The sequence below is a fragment of the Nitrospira sp. MA-1 genome (assembly GCA_032139905.1).
Taxonomy (GTDB): domain Bacteria; phylum Nitrospirota; class Nitrospiria; order Nitrospirales; family UBA8639; genus Nitrospira_E.
In genome coordinates this window covers 59,773-74,948 of record JAQJDB010000004.1, presented here as the reverse complement: position 1 = coordinate 74,948, position 15,176 = coordinate 59,773, and the positions used below count along the sequence as shown (strand labels likewise).

Annotated in this window: 16 protein-coding genes and 1 tRNA gene; 6 read left to right on the top strand and 11 right to left on the bottom strand. The window is 47.9% G+C overall.

The window, feature by feature from the left end; genetic code table 11:
- Nucleotides 1-62: 62 nt before the first annotated feature.
- The 6 genes from PJI16_03430 to PJI16_03405 form a co-directional block, all read right to left on the bottom strand.
- The gene (locus PJI16_03430; GenBank protein ID MDT3776609.1) at nucleotides 63-1,121 is read right to left on the bottom strand and encodes a spermidine/putrescine ABC transporter substrate-binding protein; all 1,059 of its coding nucleotides are present in this window, start codon (nucleotides 1,119-1,121) and stop codon (nucleotides 63-65) included.
- A 13-nt stretch (nucleotides 1,122-1,134) separates the two neighbouring features.
- The gene (locus PJI16_03425; protein ID MDT3776608.1) at nucleotides 1,135-1,935 is read right to left on the bottom strand and encodes an ABC transporter permease; all 801 of its coding nucleotides are present in this window, start codon (nucleotides 1,933-1,935) and stop codon (nucleotides 1,135-1,137) included.
- Nucleotides 1,932-2,840, bottom strand: coding sequence for an ABC transporter permease (locus tag PJI16_03420; protein MDT3776607.1), 909 nt, complete (start codon nucleotides 2,838-2,840; stop codon nucleotides 1,932-1,934). Before PJI16_03420 ends, PJI16_03425 begins: the two co-directional genes overlap by 4 nt.
- The gene (locus PJI16_03415; GenBank protein MDT3776606.1) at nucleotides 2,789-3,889 is read right to left on the bottom strand and encodes an ABC transporter ATP-binding protein; all 1,101 of its coding nucleotides are present in this window, start codon (nucleotides 3,887-3,889) and stop codon (nucleotides 2,789-2,791) included. The genes PJI16_03420 and PJI16_03415 overlap by 52 nt, the downstream gene beginning before the upstream one ends.
- A 542-nt stretch (nucleotides 3,890-4,431) precedes the next feature.
- Nucleotides 4,432-4,809, bottom strand: a complete 378-nt coding sequence (locus PJI16_03410) for an STAS domain-containing protein (protein MDT3776605.1) — start codon at nucleotides 4,807-4,809, stop codon at nucleotides 4,432-4,434.
- Between the two features lie 71 nt (nucleotides 4,810-4,880).
- A complete protein-coding gene (locus tag PJI16_03405) occupies nucleotides 4,881-5,213 on the bottom strand; it encodes an STAS domain-containing protein (protein MDT3776604.1) in 333 nt (110 codons plus the stop codon).
- 1,005 nt (nucleotides 5,214-6,218) lie between these two features.
- Here PJI16_03405 and PJI16_03400 point away from each other — a divergent pair.
- A complete protein-coding gene (locus PJI16_03400) occupies nucleotides 6,219-6,419 on the top strand; it encodes a hypothetical protein (GenBank protein ID MDT3776603.1) in 201 nt (66 codons plus the stop codon).
- A 499-nt stretch (nucleotides 6,420-6,918) separates the two neighbouring features.
- Here the strand turns inward: PJI16_03400 and PJI16_03395 are convergent, their stop codons facing one another.
- Nucleotides 6,919-7,263 carry an STAS domain-containing protein gene (locus tag PJI16_03395; GenBank protein ID MDT3776602.1) on the bottom strand — a complete coding sequence of 115 codons (345 nt, stop codon included), beginning with the start codon at nucleotides 7,261-7,263 and terminating at the stop codon, nucleotides 6,919-6,921.
- Between the two features lie 341 nt (nucleotides 7,264-7,604).
- Nucleotides 7,605-8,042, bottom strand: coding sequence for an STAS domain-containing protein (locus tag PJI16_03390; protein MDT3776601.1), 438 nt, complete (start codon nucleotides 8,040-8,042; stop codon nucleotides 7,605-7,607).
- Nucleotides 8,043-8,153: 111 nt separating this feature from the next.
- Here PJI16_03390 and PJI16_03385 point away from each other — a divergent pair, with 111 nt between their 5' ends.
- Nucleotides 8,154-8,507: a hypothetical protein gene (locus tag PJI16_03385; GenBank protein ID MDT3776600.1), complete on the top strand. Its 354-nt coding sequence runs from the start codon at nucleotides 8,154-8,156 to the stop codon at nucleotides 8,505-8,507.
- A 185-nt stretch (nucleotides 8,508-8,692) separates the two neighbouring features.
- Here PJI16_03385 and PJI16_03380 read toward each other — a convergent pair.
- The 3 genes from PJI16_03380 to PJI16_03370 form a co-directional block, all read right to left on the bottom strand.
- Nucleotides 8,693-8,781: transfer RNA gene (locus PJI16_03380), tRNA-Leu, on the bottom strand.
- 207 nt (nucleotides 8,782-8,988) lie between these two features.
- Entirely contained in the window at nucleotides 8,989-10,065 is a 1,077-nt protein-coding gene (locus PJI16_03375) for an OmpA family protein (GenBank protein MDT3776599.1), read from the bottom strand.
- A 388-nt stretch (nucleotides 10,066-10,453) separates the two neighbouring features.
- The gene (locus PJI16_03370; protein ID MDT3776598.1) at nucleotides 10,454-11,476 is read right to left on the bottom strand and encodes an SDR family NAD(P)-dependent oxidoreductase; all 1,023 of its coding nucleotides are present in this window, start codon (nucleotides 11,474-11,476) and stop codon (nucleotides 10,454-10,456) included.
- A 253-nt stretch (nucleotides 11,477-11,729) separates the two neighbouring features.
- On the opposite strand from PJI16_03370, the gene PJI16_03365 reads away from it, so the two are divergent.
- The 4 genes from PJI16_03365 to PJI16_03350 all read left to right on the top strand — a co-directional run bounded on the left by PJI16_03365 (nucleotide 11,730) and on the right by PJI16_03350 (nucleotide 15,172).
- Nucleotides 11,730-12,035 (top strand): ATP-dependent Clp protease adaptor ClpS, encoded by a 306-nt coding sequence (locus PJI16_03365; GenBank protein ID MDT3776597.1) that lies wholly within the window; start codon nucleotides 11,730-11,732, stop codon nucleotides 12,033-12,035.
- Between the two features lie 89 nt (nucleotides 12,036-12,124).
- A complete protein-coding gene (locus PJI16_03360; protein ID MDT3776596.1) occupies nucleotides 12,125-12,442 on the top strand; it encodes a hypothetical protein in 318 nt (105 codons plus the stop codon).
- Nucleotides 12,443-13,106: 664 nt separating this feature from the next.
- Complete coding sequence (locus tag PJI16_03355; GenBank protein MDT3776595.1) at nucleotides 13,107-13,928, top strand: dienelactone hydrolase family protein; 822 nt, start codon at nucleotides 13,107-13,109, stop codon at nucleotides 13,926-13,928.
- 311 nt (nucleotides 13,929-14,239) lie between these two features.
- Nucleotides 14,240-15,172 carry a hypothetical protein gene (locus PJI16_03350; GenBank protein ID MDT3776594.1) on the top strand — a complete coding sequence of 311 codons (933 nt, stop codon included), beginning with the start codon at nucleotides 14,240-14,242 and terminating at the stop codon, nucleotides 15,170-15,172.
- The last annotated feature ends 4 nt before the right edge of the window (nucleotides 15,173-15,176 follow it).

Below are 15,176 nucleotides of genomic sequence, written 5' to 3'. Positions count from 1 at the left end.
CGTATATAAAACTTAGCAATCATGCAGTTTAGTAGCAGATGGCTAAAAGGGTCAAGCCAAGCCTAGTGCACTTTCAGCTCTGTCCATGCTCGATCATAATAACGAATGGCCTCCTGAACATCTTCCAACCACTCCATCCGGGCAAGCATCTCACTTGGCGGGTACACCGCCGTGTTCGTGCGAATCTCTTCCGGCAGACGATTCCGAACATGTCGGTTGGCTGAAGCAAATAATAGTCGCTGCGATGTGGCAAGCGCCACCTCTTCATCTAAAAGAAAATTGATAAAATCCATCGCGAGCGCTTGTTGAGTAGAACTGGCCAGGACCGCCAGACAATCCGTCCACATCATCCCACCTTCCTGGGGGAGCGCATACCGGATTGACGGGTGCTCACGCATCGCCCTGGCGATCGGCCCTCCCCAGGCATGCGCTAATACGACCTCCCCGGCCACAAGTAGTTGGTCAAACTGTTCACTCGTATACGCTTTGATCAAGGGCTTTTGCTTCATCAACTTATGCTTGGCTAGTTGAATGGCCTGGGGATCGACACTATTCAGCGAGTAGCCTAAGGACTGGAGTGCCAACCCGAAGACTTCCCGTTCATCGTTCAGCATACTGATACGACCGGAAAATTTCGGATCCCATAAGGCTTCCCAACTGGTTGGCGGTTCCGTCACCACCTCAGAATTATACCCCATTCCAACCGTGCCCCATAAATAGGGAATGGCAAACCGGTTGGTGGGATCAAACGAGAGCTGCTGGAGGTGGAGCTCCAGATCTTGCACATGAGGAATTTTTTCCAGATCCAACTCCGCCAGCAACCCCAATCGGCCCATAATGCCTGCCATAAAATCAGAAGGCACCACCACATCATACCCGGTCATGCCGGTCTGCACTTTGGCTAATAACTCTTCATTGCTACTAAAAGTGTCCACGACCACCCGCACCCCCCGGGTCGCTTCGAATTTGGCCACCACCCCCGCATCCACATAGTCAGACCACGTAAAATAATAAAGAGTAGGGCGTTGAGAGGATGGTGATTCCGAGGATGTGCCAGATTCCGAACATCCCGCCGCCACCAGGAGAATCAAGATCCCCGCCCACTGACACAACATGTTCATGAGTTGCCGCCCTTCATAAATACGAAGATTCAGACGAAGCCGGTGCCGACCGCTCCTGGAGGAACCAAGACAACCCCACGCACAGCATGGAGACCACGACCATTACCGCCGACAAGGCATTCACTTCGGGAGTCATCCCTGTTCTGATCATCGAAAACACTTTGAGTGGGAGGGTGGTTGAACCGGGGCCGGCGACAAAAAATGTCACGACAAAGTCATCCAACGATACGGTAAACCCTAACAGTCCTGCCCCCCAGATTGCCGGACGTAACAAGGGAAGTGTGATGCGGGTGAGCACGTCCCATGAAGTGGCGCCCAAATCACGCGCCGCGTCTTCCCAGGCAGGATCCAGCTTACGGAGACGGGCTCTGACCATGACGATGGTCAACGGAAGATTGAAGACCATATGTCCGATAATGATGGTCCCAAACCCCAGATGGACCTGACATAAGACAAACACCATCAATAAGGCCACACCCAATAATATTTCCGGGATGACCAGTGGCAGCAACAGGATCATGTTGACCCACGCCTTCTGCCCCCCTTGACGGGTTTCCAGACCGATGGCGGTCCCCACTCCAAGAAAAAGGGCCAATCCGGTTGATATTATTGCAATCACCACACTATTGACCGTCGCTTCGAGAATCGCCCGGTCCAGGGCCAGCTTTTCGTACCACTGAAACGTGAACCCCTTCCACGCCACTCCCATTGTGGAGGCATTAAATGACAGGCCGATCAGGATGACCACCGGCAGATATAAAAAGAGCATGACCAGCACACTCATGAGGATGAAACTGCTCGGCATCCGCTTCATGACGGATCCTTTCCCACTGACGTCCGAGCTAGCAAAAACCAAATAAGAAGAACGCTTCCCATCAGCCCGAATGAGATGGCTGATCCAAACGGCCAGTCCCGGGCGACCAAAAATTCCTGCTGGATGAAGGTCCCCACCATCATGTTTTGTCCTCCACCCAATAAATACGGCGTAATAAAGGCACCGAGGGAAGGAATAAAGACCAACACTCCCCCGGCCAGAAAACCTGGGGCACTGAGCGGGAGCAGCACATGTCGGAACATCGCGCCCATAGACGCATATAAATCAAACGCCGCGTCTTCTAATTGGGGAGAGATGCGTTCTATGGCCGCCACCAGAGGAAGCACCATAAAGGGCAGATAGCCATAGACCAGTCCCACAAATACCGACACATCCGTGAACAATAAGGAAAGCGGCTCCTCCAGAAACCCCACTCTGATCAACAGACTATTCAGAATACCGTCCGCCCGAAAAATCAACACCCACGCATAGGTGCGAACCAAAAAATTCGTCCAAAATGGAATCATCACAAGGGTCAATAATATGAGTTGCCAGGGCCGGGAAGCCCTGGCCAGACAATAGGCTAAGGGAAACGCCACCACTGCACAAACTAGAGTCGTTAATCCAGCCAGGAGAAGCGACCGAAAAAATATGACTCCCACGAGCGGATCGAAGACACGTTGATAATTTTCCCAGGTCGCGATCCAGGAAATTCCCCCATACAATCCCCGGCTTGCCAGACTCACTCCAAAGACCAATACCAGCGGGAGAAAAAAGAACAGGCCCAAGAAGAGGCCTGCCGATACGAGGGACAGCCTGACAGGAAATGCGGAAGATGTGGCAAAACGATTGGTCAGCATGGAGGAGATTGGGAGGGCAAAACCAACCCATCGTGTGCCCACCATTGCACGTACACCTGTTGACCAACTGTCAAGGGACAGGCCTGTGCTTCGGCAATTGGCACGCGAGCCATCCAGATCGCCCCGTCCTGAAGCCGAACATGGTACACCACTTCATTCCCGGAAAATGCCACGTGGTGCATCATCGCCTGAAGACCATTGTCATATCGATTGGCAGACATGTTAGAGGACACATGCACGCGTTCGGGGCGAACTATGACCGTGACGGCCCCCTGCGGAAAATCATGTGGGGAACACGAGACCATGACGGGTGACAAGCCATTCGATTCAACCCGACACAACCCACCGTCACAACTGGCAATGGTGCCCGACAACACATTGGAAAGCCCGATAAACTTGGCCACAACCGAAGATACGGGGTGATCATAAATCTCCTGAGGCGTTCCCACCTGCAACAACTTCCCCCCATGCATGACCGCAATCCGATCCGAGAGCATGAGGGCTTCATCCTGCTGATGGGTCACGCAAATAAATGTCGCCTTCACCTCACGCTGCAATCGCTTCAATTCTCCCTGCATCTCCTGGCGTAGCTGCTGATCCAAAGCAGCCAAGGGCTCATCCAACAGCAGGACGACCGGACGATTCACTAGGGCTCGTGCAAGCGCCACCCGTTGTTGCTCCCCTCCGGACAGTTGCCCGGGGAGTCGCTTCTCCTTTCCTTGCAAACGAACCAGAGCCAACATGTGACTCACCGCCTTTTGAATATTGGCCCGGCCATCTCCTTTCATTTTTAATCCAAAGGCCACATTTTCAAACACGGACAGATGCGGGAAGAGCGCATAATGCTGAAACACCATATTCACGGGTCGCTTATGAGGGGGATCCAAGGTGACAGCACGTTGCTGAATTATAATGTCCCCTTGATCCGGCCGATCTAATCCAGCAATTAACCGAAGGATTGTGGTTTTCCCCGACCCACTCGGTCCCAATATGGAAAAAAATTCCCCGTTCTGAATCGCCAAGGACACATGATCCACCGCCCTCACGAGACCATGAGTTTTGATAACCTTATCGAGGACGACGCTTTCATTCACGAGCCAGAGATCCCTTCCGGGAGAATTGGATAAGCCGCCAAGGTGACGATTCTAGGAAGGGAGGAAAATGGAAGTCAATGAAGGGATACCGGCATCAGTATGCCAAAGGCAAACCGACGAAGGCGAGGGGTGCAAACAAGAAGGCTATGGCGAATGGTCGGAGAACCGGTTCAGGCCTTGCAGGCACCCATAGGCATCAAAAACTGCAAGTCCGCCTCTGAACCGTCGGGGCGAGATCCCGGAGTGCCTGGGTTAATGCCTTAGGAATCAGACGTTGGGCAGATATTCAATTTGCTTGTCTTCCGAAATAGAGGGCGGCCTCCAGGAAAGTGCCTGGATCTTAATGAAGGAGGAGATTGGACATGGATCCTTCGACGATATGTTGACCGGTTTTAATCGACATGCTGCATCTCCTTTCAGAGGGAAGCGCTCCTTTTAGTCAACTCATATACGAGAACCTCATTCATTAATCTTACCCATTTTCCCAAGCCGCATTTTTATCCGAAATGCCCCTGGCCTCAATACGCCTTTTGTGACGTCGGTTACTCTGGGATGCCTGAAGATTCCATCTGACGTTGCTCGAAAGCCACTACGTCATCAACCGAATCATAGATGGGGACGATCTTCGGAAAATTGACAAATGCTAACATTTCACGGACTGCCGGCTTTGGATTGACCATACTGAGCCGGATTTGCTTCCGATTGAGATGATGGTAGGTGAGGAATAATTTCCCTAAGGCACGACTATTAAGTGTGGTCAGGGTTTCCATATTCAGAATGATATGTTTGCCCTGAATTTCCTGCACCTGTAAAACAGCCGCCTCTAAAGCAGGTTCGGCAGACCCATCAAAGCAGGTCCCGAATGTAATAACATGCATATCGTCAATTGAAGTCGGTTGGGTATGGATCATAGACATCATAGGTCAATAATTTCCATTTCGGTTTTGCGATTCCACAACTTAAGAAAAACTCGATTCTCTTTCTCTGGGGATCAGGCAACCGATCGGATTTCAGACTTTTCCGGGATAATGGGAATAATGGTGGTTAGATCCGCCAGATCCAAAAGTGTCTCAACCGAGGGTTTTGGATTGATCACCGTCAATCCCATGCCTTTCCTTCGAAGCGAATGATAGAGCAACAACAATCTTCCAATGCCTGCACTATCCATTGACGACACTCGTGAAAAATCCATCACAACGTGGTTGCAAGCTCGTCCCTCTCCCGCCGCCAAGGCCGTTTCAATTGGTACTCGTCCAAATTTATCGAACCGACCAGAAAGCAGCAAGACCCTCGTTTCCTTCTCCCACCGTGCTCGTACCAACATGCACCTGTCCCTCCTTTATGATCTGACACATAATATGACTGGAATAGCCTCTGCTCCGCTATCCTTCAGATCCCATATATCAGCAACAGATGTGCCATGCTCCCATTTTGAAATATTTCGATATCCACTTTTTTATATTAAAAATTTCCTCAAAAAACATGTGTGTATAGAACAGGGAATGGGACGAGGCGCTTGGCCTCATATAAAACACCAAGCAGACCTTACCCAATGGGTAAAAATGTTCTATGAAAATTTTAACGACCAGGGCAATTCACTGATCACCCACACGCTACAACACAGTGGGAAAAAGGCGAAGACAACACAGAAAAGAAACGTGATGCTGAGACCAGGGTCAAGCTGGGAGGAGATTAAAAGCCTGAAAATACCTGCATGACCTCTTCTTCTTTGAACTCATCCGTCAATAGGTTCCTGGTCATGACGTTCCATCCCCTACCTTACTTTAAGTATAGGAATGTCTACCGGTTCGGAGGAGGATCAAACACATATCCTTTGTGAATCCCTAAGACGAATAAAACTCAAAAGTCCGACCCCACAAGGAGTCAGAGGCTATTATGTAGGCCAATAATACGGTCCTTCCAAACATCCTGAATGACGTGCTCGTCAAAAAGCCAGATTTCCTCAGCGAATGAGATACGATCTGTATCTATTCCGATACTTCGGCCTCCATGGTTAGATCGCAACTTTCCTTCCTCTACTTTTCCTGTTTCTTTTAATAATCAATTAGTTGGTAGGAGGGCAGCCGGTCGGTCCGATGCGCCGGATTATATGGCATTAAGGTTGCTATTTTATGAGCAAAGACGAGAAAAAGGACAAGAAAGAAACCAGGGGGGACATCTTTATGGACTGGACGACCTTATGGGTGATTGAAACGGTGATAGCGTTTTTGGGAGTCTTTTCCCTTCACTGGTTCTGGAATTAGCAAAAACACACATTTCAGCATAGGGGTCGGGACCAACCATTTTATTGAGAAAGGATTTTTAGGTAATGCTGCCACACACACACTCCTGGTATCCCATAGAAACGGTCAATTGGGGAAAGCTTTCCCCCACCTATCCGTTTCGATTCAATGGACCAGGGTATCTCTACTGCATGTGGTGCGCACATTACATTCGATTGGTATCGGTTTCGAAAGAAGGAGCCAAGTGTTCCGACTGTCGACGTGACCTAGCCGTGGCCATTAGTTAACTTGAGCCCCTTCACAGTAGTTTCTAGCTCTTCATCAGTTTTTTTTCGTAGGAAAAATTTTGGGGAATATAGAAACATCTAATTAAGAACCATTCAGTCCAATAGTTTTTTGATAGGGGAAAAACCGGCCAGCTACATTTTGATGGAAGAAAACAAAAAAACCTCACAACGAAATCACACAGGGAAAGTAATACGCGAATGATTCAATTTTAAGGGTTACGACTCAAAAAGAAATACCACTTTGGCATTCTCAAATCCTTACTCAAATCTCCTCGCCACCTGAAGAAATTTACCTTCGGTTTCAATCACCTCTTGAGTCAGTTGTGGAGCTTTTCACTAGGATTTTTGCAGATCAATACCAGGACTCCCAGTGAATTAAAGTAGGAGGAAGGCGACATATTCCCAAAAAAATGAGAGTTTGATGACTGGTGTTCCTACAACCCGGGATTAGTGGATCAAAGAACAGACGACCATACTGATGTCCGAACGATGAAGCCCTCTAACAGTAAACTTCCTGTCTGATTGCCTCGTGCTCAGTGGCATAGACCGGAACGCAGGCAGGAAGGTGACAGCCTTCCAGCGCAGCCTGAACATTAGGAGAAGGCCCCACAATACTTAGCCCAATGTGTTGAGGTTGTAGTTTATGGTACCAAAGATACAGGAGACCGAGACCCACCGAATCAATCCCGGTGATGCCCATAAAATCCAAAATGATGTGCTGACACCTCATGTCCTTGGATCCAAGGATCAGATCCCCAATACCAATGGTTGATTGTCGATCAAACCGTCCCGTGAAGATGATGACGGTTGATTGGTTATTTAGTTTTTCGCGGACTTGGAGCATCGAATCTACCTCTTAATTTGTAGAGAATAAAAATGGGATGTTAATACATAGGGCTATATTCAATCTTTTCCGGGTAGGCCGAACAATTACTCGTTAAGACTAGAGGTACGTACTGGTGGTCCTAATGAGCAAACTACTCAAAAAGTAAAGTGATGTCGTTGAACTACCAAAAAAGGTGAGATCATTCGTGGAGTTTCCCACCGTGATAATGGGTGAATATTGCAGTTTGCGACCTGAGCAACGAAAGCCAAGCGCAAAGGCTAAAACTCTAAACTTGCTACGAACCAGGTAGAGCGATGGATTCAGAAATAGACAGTGCTGCCGATGACACCAGGAGGTATCTAGGAAGAAACGGAATTGGGGACATGATGATGACTGATCGCTTCAGGGATGGACGAATGGATTGAAATGAGTTCCGTCAAATGGAGAGATTCCATCGTATTGCGGACCATGGGGGACGGAGCCACGATACTGAGGCGCACCTGATTGATATGCAAAGCGTGGTACCACGTGAAGAGGTTGCCCACTCCGCCCAGGTCCATCGTGGCCACTTTGGAAAGATTGAGGATGACGTGACGACAGGTTCCTTGCTGGGCCTCCTCAATAAATTTTTCAAGCCTCAGGGTTTGAAGGGAATCCAGATGTCCGGAAAGGGTTAATACTCTGGTGGTAGGATGCTTGGAGTTATCAAAGTCCTGCATAAGAGGTTTATCGGTAAGACAGAGGAGAGAGTGAAGAGGCTTTGTGGGTAAAAGACAACTCTCGGAAAGTGCGGGCATATTTGAACCCACCGCATTGGATGGTTATATCAAAACGCAAATCGTGATGCCGCTTCCGAGAAAACTCAGCTAACCACTTTTAGTCTAAACACTCACATGAAGAATCCGGAGATGGCATTAAAGCGAATTCGGCAAGCCCAAGGGCTTCCCATTCGTGCATTGGAAGAGCGGGCCGTGGTGCATTATGTCACACTGGCCCAAGTCATTGATAATCACCCATTTCCTCAATCTATAAGAAGTCTTATGGGACTGATCAAAATAAAGGAAGAAAGGTACGTGAAGTTTCGTGTCGTGGATGACGGGAAGATACTTCAGGTAGCAGGAGAGACACTGGGAGTCAAGCTAAAGCGGTGGAAAACCTCAACTCTCAACGTGACTTTGTCTAAGAAACAAATGGCCAAATATAACGGACTTAATGATGGGAAAAATTGTGAGCGATCAAGCCAAAGGGCCAATGACGTTTAAGGCCCTCACAGACACTTATCTGACAGACCCCGAATTTCAACGCCAACGGATTTTTCAAAAAAAGTCCAATTGGTTTTCCAGGCGGTTTCTTCCGGTTTTGGGCGGCTCTACTCTTCTAGACAAGATTACTGAAGACAAGATCGAGAAACATTTAGAGGTTCGTCGCTTCAAGCGATTGATTTGGTTGGTGCCGGAGACCGGGGTCGAACCGGTACGAGCTGGTAAGCCCGAGGGATTTTAAGTCCCTTGCGTCTGCCTATTCCGCCACTCCGGCATCGCACAGATTGGGGTGGAGACTCTACCACTCATTAAAAACCGGTGCAAGATTTTCAGACAGAAAGATTAGGAGAGGATAACCTAACTATTCCAGCCTTTTTGTCTTTTTGGTTGAAAAACGGATGTACAAGAAAAATGAAGAGGATGCGAGTGCTTCGCATCCTCTTATTCGAAGACCACAGAGGGTCCTATGAGAGCCCTACTTTCAATTGACCCGAACAACCATATGATTTCGTCGATTTTCCTGGAAACAATCTTCATTGTCGTGTTGACAAAATGGTCGCTCTTTGCCGTAGGAGACAATTTTAATCCGGTCCGGTTGCACACCGAGATTCACTAAATATGTTCGTGCTGCATCGGCCCGTTTTTGACCTAATACCAAATTATAATCCTGAGTCCCTCTTTGGTCGCAGTGCCCCTCAATCGTCAAAGCCTTTCCAGGATTCGCCTGCAACCATTGGGCCCCTTCCTCAAGAAACTTGGCGGCGTCGCCAGAAATATTCCAACTATCAAAGGCAAAGTAAATGTCCTGAACCTGACCCCGTTGGATCCCCATGGACCCACTAAAATTTGACTCAAATATCGAGCCATTCTTATCGGTTCTCCCAATTCCCACTGAGACCCGCCCTTGCTGGCCAGGGCCAATAGCAATGCTCGAATCGGGATCGACATACTCAGGAGAAGGACCGCCATGTTCCTTCCTATACGCTTCGCCCCAGTTCGCAGGATTCACTCCTCCTTGTGAAGAGCCGTCCATGGGAATCCCGGACTTTGACGGATCTCCATAAAACTCACGGCGATTCTTGCCATCTCCCAAATAGGCATTTGCCCAAGCTTCTGGATCAGGATTCTGACTCGACGCCATTCCATTTTCAAATCCAGAAACAGGTCCATGATTAGGGTCAGATCCATCTACACCGGGGTATTGATGCTTATAGTTTGAGCCACCTAGGCCAAATGCTCGTTGCGTTCCCTGCATCCCTTCAGGATTCGAATTTGGATCTGCCCCATTAACCATATCCATATCTTGGGAATTCGAACCATTCGAATGCTGAGAAGGTTTGACTCCATTAACCAACCCGCCATTTATTCCTCTTCCCTCACCTGATCCATTTGCCTGACCCATAATCCTATTGGTGTCAACTGCATCTTCACTTGAGGCCATCCCATCCCCTTCCGAGTTGGCCCCAGTTCGGACCGAATGGCTACTACACCCCGAAGCCATAAGGACTCCCAACGTGACAACGACAATTAAAGCGCTACGTTTTGGACAAACCCACATGAGATCCTCCTGGTGCAATGGTGACTATTCGTATCATGAGAGAAAGAAGAATATTTCTCCTTCATCTCGAATACTGAATGGCCTCTGAAAGACTGCCAAAATTATCTTTATTCTTCTAAGATGGACACGTGTAAATCCTTTTCGGCAGTTCCGTAGAAAAGTTAAGGCTTCCCGCAACATGCGAAAAAATGTCCCCTTGAGCATCATACCCGAAGGACCAGATATCATTATTCAACGTCAACAACAGGCACGAAATGGGAGGAAACCTTCTGTCGCTCGTTTTCAAGCAGGAATAGAGGCATAGATTCCCCGGTCCAGTTGAACCGGGGAATAGGAACAGACTCTGAAAGAATGAGAGGGCAAAACGGCGGAATTGAGAAATTCGGGGTTAGGGCTTTGAGGCTGAAGCCGGCAATATCTCCGATTGATACCATGCCCAAAATTTCGCGACTCCTTCGGGCACAGATGTTTGAGGATTATACCCCAATAGCTTGCGGGTCTTGGAAATGTCGGCAAAGGTGTAGGCTATATCGGCATCCAACATGGGCGCGGGAACTAGGTGCGCCGCACGTCCTGCTAATTGCTCAATGCCTTTCACAAAGTCGACAAGGTGGACAGGTTCACCTCGTCCAAGATTCAGGATTTCATAACCCATAGGACGATCCACCGCCGCGGTAAGACCACTGACAATATCTTCGACATACGTCCAATCTCGATGCATGTTCCCATTGTTATAGAGAGGGACTTCACAGCCAGTAAATATATTATCCAATACTTTATAGGCCATCATATCGGGACGACCACGTGGGCCATACACGGTAAAAAATCGAAATACGGTGCAATCCAACCCATACAAGTGATGATAGGTATACCCTAGCAATTCACTTGCTCGCTTACTTGCCGCATACGGGGCAAGCGGCTTATCACACGAATCCTCCGGAACAAAGGGAATCGTCTTGGTATTGCCATACACAGAGGAAGTTGATGCAAACACAAATATCGGAGAAGGTGAACGTTTACCCTGTGAACCAATCCGCCCCACACACGCATCCAATAAGGCCATCGTCCCCATCACATTGACATCGTAATATAGTCCAGGGTCATCAATGGATACCCGAACTCCCGCCATCGCTGCTAAATGGATAACAGCGTCAAAACGATGATCAGAAAAAAGATTTGCAACCAACTCTCGATCGCGAATATCTCCTTTGAGAAACTGAAATGTGCCGGGCCATTTCTCCGTTTTGGCATGTTCGGTCACTTCTCGAAGATTTTTCTCTTTACGCGCAGGATCATAGTAATCATTGAGATTATCGATTCCAATCACTTGATCTCCACGCCTGATCAATGCTTCCACCGCATGGCTTCCAATAAACCCCGCAGCTCCAGTTACCAGTATCGTTTTACCCACAAACACTCCTTTATGTTACTTAGAGGGTTCCTATTTGGCACATCATTTTTTCACGCTAGCTGTCGAATTTGGCACACCCCTGCATTAGTTTTCTTCGGCAACAATTCTGCCATGCTTGATTCAGGAAGGACAATCATAGGTCAAGTATCTCTGACGATCAATTTCCTGATTGTTCTGTAATCGGGGCTTCTTCAAAATAACGGGTCCCTAGGCATTCACTTGAGGGACCTCAGCTCCATTGCTACAATGCAGAATGCTCTACCCTATTACCTATGGAATCGTAAAAGACCCGGAAACCCTAGAAACCATTGACACAGGAACCGGAAAAGATTTTGAGGCTGAAGTCGTCGTCTACAATTGCGATTGTCATACCTACCAACAAGTCGTCAGTCTTTTTTGTCAGGTGATTCCCAGGATGACCCCGAAAAAAGCCTTTGAATTAGCCTGGCAGATTGATCACCACGGAAGTGCAATCGTCTATCAAGGAGACATTAAAGACGCTGATATAATTGGGAAGCAGTTGGCAGCAGGTGGTTTGAGAGTTGAAGTCCGCTATTGAATTCTGACACCACACGACAGAGTTGCCCTATCTATTATTACTTTTTCTTTGCCCTGGCCGGTCTCACAGACAAGGTGGATTTCTGAGTCTTGGCTTTGGCAACAGGAACACCTTTTTTACTTTTTCCAAGCTTGGGAGCAGTTTGTACGGATTTTCCTGCAGATGGCTTTGCCACTTTAATTTTTCCAATTTTCTTGGTGGGCAATCCCGACATCATTTTTGACTCTTGCGGTACCTTGGCGGTTAATGGAAGAGAATTCCTCTCTGATGGAGAAGATTTGGATATTTTACCTAATTTCTTTATCCCCTTCCCCGAGCCTTTCCCCGAAGATCCTGTTGGCGTGGGCAAGGGAAACGTTGGCAACTTCTTTTTTTTCAGAGCGTCCCCTGAAAAAACCCGAACTTGATATAATTCGAATAACGATTCAACCGCCTTTTGATCCCCTTTCCGTGCAAGCGTGAGAAGGCGACGGCGTTGATTCATTTCTTCTTCTTCCGTATGGGAAGTGACTCGCCGTTCCATGCTCAACTCCTTTCCTTATCCCGATATCCAACCTTCTGACATTCCACTGCAGGCGCCATCTTACACTAAAAGCCACCACATTGGCAATATTCCCTAATGAACTTTTCTAGGATTCAGGAAGTACAGTTTGTATCAAGAAAAAATGGACTTGGAAGGTGGTCAAACTGATCGTTTTAGGAATTAGCAAGAAATATCTGATTACAAAATTAACGAAACGCACAATAGCATTTGAGTTGATTTTTTCCTGCGTGAATGTGGTGTGGTTTTCCTCGAAAAAGAGATGCCAATTATTCTGAGATGGCTTCCCATGTGAGGAAATATGGCATGACCGAACTCTTATCACCAGAGAATGCATTCCAATGGAATCATTCCTCTGAAAGACGAAACCAATAAAAAATCTTCGTTTAACGCTTCCCGCTCTGAAGAACAGATGCTCGATTGACAGGCCAAAGAATCCACCGATATAGTGTTTTGACTTTTGCCATTGAATTTTCAATGATTTTTCCTTTTCCGCTAGCTCGGCTCATTCTTATCCAAAGGCTATTCTGATGACCCAACACACTACTCCCTATGACATTGAACAAATTGGATATACCGTTGTGCGATTTAATAGTTCAGGAATTTTTGAAACACACAAAGACCACATGGTGGATCCCTACGCGGAAACACGACATGCTAAAGGCCCGCAGGTGGAGGGTCTTCAATTCGCCCCCCAAGAGGCCAACAAAATACTACCGGCTATGGTCCTCCTGCATGATCGCTATGGACTCACGTCCCATATTCAGGAATTAGCAAAAGGCCTCTCCTGCCAAGGGTACGTGGTCTTAGTTCCCAATTTGTATGTGAGACAGGGCGGGATGGTGACGGCCAATGCTGAAGTTGCCGATGCCTTAATGGAACGAGTCAATGAGCAACAAGCCTTACAAGACATCAATGCCAGCTTTGAATTTCTCAACGCTAACCTGACCGAGGATATAAATTTAGAAAGAACCACCCGCAATGCGCATGCCGTGATCGGGTTTGGAATGGGCGGATCCCTGGCAATCAAAACTGCTGCGCATCGACGTCGCCTTCAGGCCGCAGTGGCAATCTCTGGGACTCTGCCAACCGACCCTGAATTGGCTCAACGTTTATACTGCCCCCTTCTGCTCCAGACACCGGGAAAAAGCCTACTCAATTCAGCAGAAGAACGTGACCAGTTCTGCAAAATGGCCAACCAGGCCGGGAAAAAGATCGAAGTGCGATCTTATCCCGACGCCTCCGATGAATTCTGGCAAAGTAGCACTCCTAGCTACCGGGCATCAGATCTAGAAGACGTGCTACAAACCTCAATAGACTTCATTAACGCGATCATTCACAAAACCCCATAAGCATCGTTTGATTTTTGAAATCCATGCCTGACTCCTTTCATCCATTTATCCCGATACACCGCCAACTCTTTTTTTGAAAAATGGAATGGCGTGGCAATCGAAATGTTTGGTTGATTCTCTGGTTTGTTTGCGCCAAAGTCTTGATTTTCTCTTTCCTTTCGACTGCCTTTGCCGATCAGGAATCAACTAGGCTCCCCTGGTCCCTCCTTGAAAAACATCGTACACAAATTCTTCAGCTTTCCTCTGATGACGAGGCTTTAGCCCTATTCAAAGCCACAACCATTCCAGGTGAAAGAGGTTCACGCTCTCACATGAAATCACAACTGTTACCTACGCAGTTGAATCTCCCAGCAGAGATCAAGGAAGCGATCATCATCTACTTGAACTCACTGGCTACTACCATTCATACGCAAACATTTCGGAAGATTCTTATTAAACCAACAATAGGTATCCCACCACTTTCCGACATCATCCCCGACGATGCACACCTGAAATGGATCACGAAACACTCGCCCCCTCAAGCTTTGGAATCTGTCATTAATGGCTACAAACAAGTATCGGCTTGGTCTCACACGATGACCTCTCACCCACCTCCCCCTAGCGAAGAATTTGCCAAATTTGCCTCATATTACGATCAAACGTATCCGGATTGGGATAATAGTCCCCAATCCTGGACGAGTACTTTCACGCAGCACGGCCAAAAAGGAATCGAGGAGAGGTTACTCGAGTATTGGCAAACTCCCGATAACATAGCCAATCAGCACCAATCCGCCCAATCAATTCATGATGCCTATACTCAGCATTATATTGAAACCCGGCTTTTCCCTATGTTTAGAATGATTCTTCTCACAAAAATCAGCCAGTTGGAGGCCACCGCCCATAGGACAGCATGGGAAGCCTGGCAAAAGATTCAGCAGTGGCAAAAACTGGAACAAGCCAATGTTGACACCACCCGGCTGTGCGGTACCTGGCGATGGATAGTACATAACCACCAAAACCATGGCGATCGTAAAATGACTGTCACCTTTTCACCCCCTGACCAATCCTCGCCGTCTCAAATCGCACCGACCACTATTGAGATTCACGGGGATACGGTCTATCTCCAATGGACATTTCTCCAAGGAGTTCAGGAAGATAGTTTGCTGCTCAGCAACAACGACACTCATTTGGAAGGCACTTTTAAAAACTCCCTTGGTCCTCATGGCAGTATTTCCGGTAAACGTCTCTCGGCTTGCCAGCCCTAATCCC